This is a genomic window from Vibrio sp. 10N.239.312.C11 (genome assembly GCF_041466065.1).
GTDB classification, from domain to species: domain Bacteria; phylum Pseudomonadota; class Gammaproteobacteria; order Enterobacterales; family Vibrionaceae; genus Vibrio; species Vibrio tasmaniensis_A.
In genome coordinates this window covers 1-4273 of the sequence record NZ_JBFSRZ010000106.1, presented here as the reverse complement: position 1 = coordinate 4273, position 4273 = coordinate 1, and the positions used below count along the sequence as shown (strand labels likewise).

At 38.9% G+C, this 4273-nt stretch carries 6 protein-coding genes; 3 read left to right on the top strand and 3 right to left on the bottom strand.

What is annotated here, in order from left to right; all coding sequences use genetic code 11:
• Nucleotides 1-38: 38 nt before the first annotated feature.
• Both AB6D07_RS22575 and AB6D07_RS22570 read right to left on the bottom strand, forming a co-directional pair.
• Nucleotides 39-488 carry a hypothetical protein gene (locus AB6D07_RS22575; protein WP_017103192.1) on the bottom strand — a complete coding sequence of 150 codons (450 nt, stop codon included), beginning with the start codon at nt 486-488 and terminating at the stop codon, nt 39-41.
• A gap of 553 nt (nt 489-1041) precedes the next feature.
• Nucleotides 1042-1641: a porin family protein gene (locus AB6D07_RS22570; protein ID WP_017103191.1), complete on the bottom strand. Its 600-nt coding sequence runs from the start codon at nt 1639-1641 to the stop codon at nt 1042-1044.
• Between the two features lie 604 nt (nt 1642-2245).
• On the opposite strand from AB6D07_RS22570, the gene AB6D07_RS22565 reads away from it, so the two are divergent.
• The 3 genes from AB6D07_RS22565 (at nt 2246) to AB6D07_RS22555 (ending at nt 3415) form a co-directional block, all read left to right on the top strand.
• Nucleotides 2246-2503 (top strand): type II toxin-antitoxin system Phd/YefM family antitoxin, encoded by a 258-nt coding sequence (locus AB6D07_RS22565; protein ID WP_016787072.1) that lies wholly within the window; start codon nt 2246-2248, stop codon nt 2501-2503.
• Complete coding sequence (locus AB6D07_RS22560; RefSeq protein ID WP_017103189.1) at nt 2491-2793, top strand: type II toxin-antitoxin system RelE/ParE family toxin; 303 nt, start codon at nt 2491-2493, stop codon at nt 2791-2793. The genes AB6D07_RS22565 and AB6D07_RS22560 overlap by 13 nt, the downstream gene beginning before the upstream one ends.
• A gap of 250 nt (nt 2794-3043) precedes the next feature.
• Complete coding sequence (locus AB6D07_RS22555) at nt 3044-3415, top strand: hypothetical protein (RefSeq protein WP_029222959.1); 372 nt, start codon at nt 3044-3046, stop codon at nt 3413-3415.
• A gap of 45 nt (nt 3416-3460) precedes the next feature.
• On the opposite strand, the gene AB6D07_RS22550 is transcribed toward AB6D07_RS22555, so the two are convergent.
• On the bottom strand, nt 3461-4240 hold the full coding sequence (locus AB6D07_RS22550) for a hypothetical protein (RefSeq protein ID WP_372140758.1): 780 nt from the start codon (nt 4238-4240) through the stop codon (nt 3461-3463).
• Nucleotides 4241-4273: the final 33 nt, after the last annotated feature.

Below are 4273 nucleotides of genomic sequence, written 5' to 3'. Positions count from 1 at the left end.
CTGATCAGATCGTAGGTTCTTGATTTAGTTCCATTGAATTACGCAACAAAGCCATCTAAACGTGCTTTGATCTTCATTAGTATAGAATCTAATAATGGCGCCTTTAGAAACTGGCCAAGTACATTGGTTTCATGCACTATCACATTCGCTATATAGCTATTGATTGCTAGCTTAATCGAAAAAATAACGTAGTACTCTCTAGTAAGCGCTTGGCTTCTGAGCATTACCATTGGGTAAATATTCTCTAAGATGGTGATGCAAACAAAACTCGCACCTATCAAGGTACGATACTTGGAATTAATCACGTCCACATTCGTGAATCTTAAGAACAGAGCTACGATGACAATATAACTGATAAGCGATGAAATGAAGGATATGACTTGTTCACTAATGGTTGCGACCATCCCGTAAGCGTTAACGAAAGCCGACCCAATTGTTAATAGTGCAAATAAGATCATCGCTTGCTTTTGATAATTGGTTGTTTGCAAAGTAACGGCTCCGTTTTAATTTAGGCGCGGAGTATAGATTAAACTTACGACCATTTTTATATCATTGATTTAAAATGGTTATTTTGACTACTCAATTAGTTATATTGATTGCTTTAATGGGGAGTAAGGCCGTGCATTTGGCGCTTCTCAGTCAAGCTCTGTACGACTTATGCTAATCGGATTTAATACAGGTCTTTGTCCGTTTGAATTTCTCTAGCATCGATAACAGGTTGATCGAGTTCTGGTGTGTTTTGTTTTTTCATGGAATAGGGTGTTTTTATACAGCTTGTAAACAAGTGACGGCTTTACCAAGGGTGAAGCACCTTCAAACCAGAATAGAAGCCTGTTTGAGTGATTTATCTTGCAACAGCGCTGGTTTTTTTAATAAGTTGCACCGTAACTTTGTATTGGTGGAAGAATAGGTCTATATTTGGAGGCAATGTAAAGGAAGTTAAGTGAACCAATAGTGGTAAATCCGACCTCAAAGAGATCGGACTATTTGCAATGTTAGGCTAGTTGACCGCAATAAATTGGTCTAGCCATTGAAGGAACTTTAGAAATGGTATCGTGCACCAATGTATGCTGTTTTGGACGAAACATCGATGGACTCTATTTCAATATGTGCAGAGCGGTAACCAACATGAACGTCGATATTGTCGGTAATTATTGCGCCAAATTCTCCACCGATTTGGTAAGCGGCCTCAGATTCAGAAGCTGAGAGCCCAAAGGCTTTGATTTCCGTATCAATAGATCCAACGCCTGCTAACAGGGAGACATACAAATCCAAGACGTCGCCTTTAACGATGAATTTGGGCTTAACATTCACGAAGAAGGCTTGGCCTTCAATATCCATCATTTGAGCAAAGTTAACTTTGCCAATTTTTCGGTACTCCGCTTCTAATCCCAGCTTTACTACATCGTGTGTATTGAACTCATAACCGCCAACTAAGTTATAACTCAAATCAGCTAGATCAGAAGAATCTTCAATTTTGCTACCGCGGTATTCTAATTCGGTTTCATTATAAAATCCGACATCTACACCTGCATAAAAATGACCGAGATCTTTAGCTGCTGTGTCATTTTCATTAGCAAGCGCGTATGAACTCATGCCAAAAGCGGTGAATAGTGATAGGGCAACCATACCGATTTTCATATTAAGCCTTTTATATAATAAGTTATTGATTCCTTGAATATCTTACCAAATGTAGAGCTTTTAAACTAATAGTGGTTTTGTGTAACCATCTGATTTTATGAACTTATTATCGATATAAACGTCAATACGAAGCAAGATGATTTGATTTTAGCAGTATCGCTTCAAAGAGCAATACGTTGATGATACAAAGCGATTTCGAGAGTACTTTTATAGACCACTGAAAAATTTCACCTTGTATATGGTGTCAGCCTTACCCGCAGCTTTTTTATGTGTGGCGCTTATCTCACTAATCACGACGACAGAACTCTTTGAATTAACGATTGGTCTTCCTAATTTGGCTTGGTATTTAATATTAGTCGCTTTCGCTGGACTGTTTATGAGAGTGGCTTACCATAAGATCACAGATACACAAAGCATCAAGTACGCGGATGAACTTTTACTTAATTATGAAAGCGCTCACGTTAAAAGAGTTGAGCTAACATTCTGGAATAATATAAGAAAAGTGATTGAATATGATGTTATACGCGGTATTTTTCTGCGCTAAACTTGTAAGAACGAGAGTGATACAATAGTATCACTCTAATCTTTTATTGGAGTCATTTATATGAAAGTCGAGCTCGTAACTTCTCTTAAGCGTCAAGCTACCAAAATCCTTGCTGACCTGCACGACACCAAAGAGCCCGTGTTGATCACCGAGCATGGCAAACCTTCAGCGTATCTCGTGGATGTTGACGACTACCAATTTATGCAAAACCGCTTGGCTATCCTCGAAGGGATCGCACGCGGTGAGCGCGCCATTTCTGAAGGCAAGGCGCTGAGTCATGACGAAGCCAAAGACAAGATGTCAAAATGGCTGAAGTGATTTGGAGTGAGCCCGCGTTATCGGACCTTAACGATATCGCGGAATACATTGCCCTTGAAAACTTAGTCGCGGCCAAACAGCTGGTTCGAAACATTTTCGACAAAGTTGAACGTCTCAGCGACTTTCCCGAGTCTGGGCGTCTGTCTCCTGAGCTTGAGCACTTTAATTATCGCGAAGTCGTAGTGAATCCATGTCGAGTTTTCTACAAGCAAGAAGGTGACAAGGTGTACATCTTGTTTCTGATGCGCGCGGAGCGAGATTTACGTCGGTTTTTGCTGAGCAAACAGTAAAGCGTTTTTGCCACCTCTGATAGGCTGATGGTCTACGCAGACGAGGGTTCAACATGGCGAAAAAGAAAAAATCACTTCCATCTAAATATCCCACTAAACCTAAACCAGTGCTAAGGTGACATTTTAATCTGGCTCAAAAGTGACATTACTATCTGAGGCTTACACCTTTGATTCGTATTATGTCTGATTATGTTTAATGGTGCATATATTACCAGTTCAATACAACCTCTTGTATTTAGAGGTTTTATCATTGAAGTATCGCGAAATGAGTAAGAATTACATTTTTCGTAAATTGGAGTGCCAATTAACTAAAGAACAAACCGCTAATCTGTGTTTCAAAAGTGTGAGAACTGTCACAAGGTGGGATGAGGGTCAAACAATCCCACCTGAATGCAAAAGGCTTATGAGGATAGTCAGAGGAAGAGGGTTAGGCGTGACGGATGAGTGGAAAAAATTCAAAATACATTACGACAAAATAGAGCTACCAACAGGACAGCTTATATCTGCACAGCAAATGATACTAGGTATAGCATTAGTTGAAATACAATCCGAACTAGAACTTAAGACGTCAACAAAGTTGCTTAAGTATGCTCGAATACTAGCAGATTTAGTTAAGGAGTAACGTTTAGGCTCCATGGAGTGGAGCCTATATGGAAAACTAAAACTACTAGTTATTATCGAGCAAGGGGAAGAGGCCTTTGCCATAAAAGTCGTACAACATAAATGGGAAAGACGATAGGACTGCTATTTGCCTTTGAGGGATATGCTGTGACAATTGTTCTTCAAAGATATTGAATTGTTCTAGTTGTTGGGTAGGTAGGACAGCTGTTTGATGAACCAGAATATTGCCCCGAATTAGGTTGGATTCCGTAATTTCTTTCCATATATTGAGATCATATGCACCCCAATTGTGATAGCTCCTAGAAAGATTGGGGCCTGTATTAACCCAATTTTTATAACCGAGTAAATCATCATTTTCAATGGGGTGTATGATTTGAGTAGGTTGAGTGCCGAACTGATGTCTTATTGCTTCAACCATTGGATAGCTAACACACAAAAGCCCCTTATCTTGAGAATCATTAAAATGTTCTAACATTTCTTGCAAGTGCTCATCGTTCGCATTAGAACAATGACAGTCATAATCGAAAAATAAGTATATATCACTAATTTCGTCGTAATCTTCAATATCTAAGACATCTTGGTCTGTTTGTGTAATAACTTGCTTCTTTTTGATTTCTTCAACAATTACGTCATACATCTCTATATAAGGGTCATCCTTAATTTTTGTGTATAGTTGATAAATGTTACAACCATAAGATGCCCTTAGTAATGAGTTTGATTCTTCATTTATAAAAAATCTGGCTAGGTTGTTTGCGATATTGGGTTCTGTTTTACGCCCTTCAAAAATAAAAAGTACCGTACTACTCGGCTTTGTTGCGTAATTCAATGGAACTAAATCAAGAACCTACGATCTGATCAG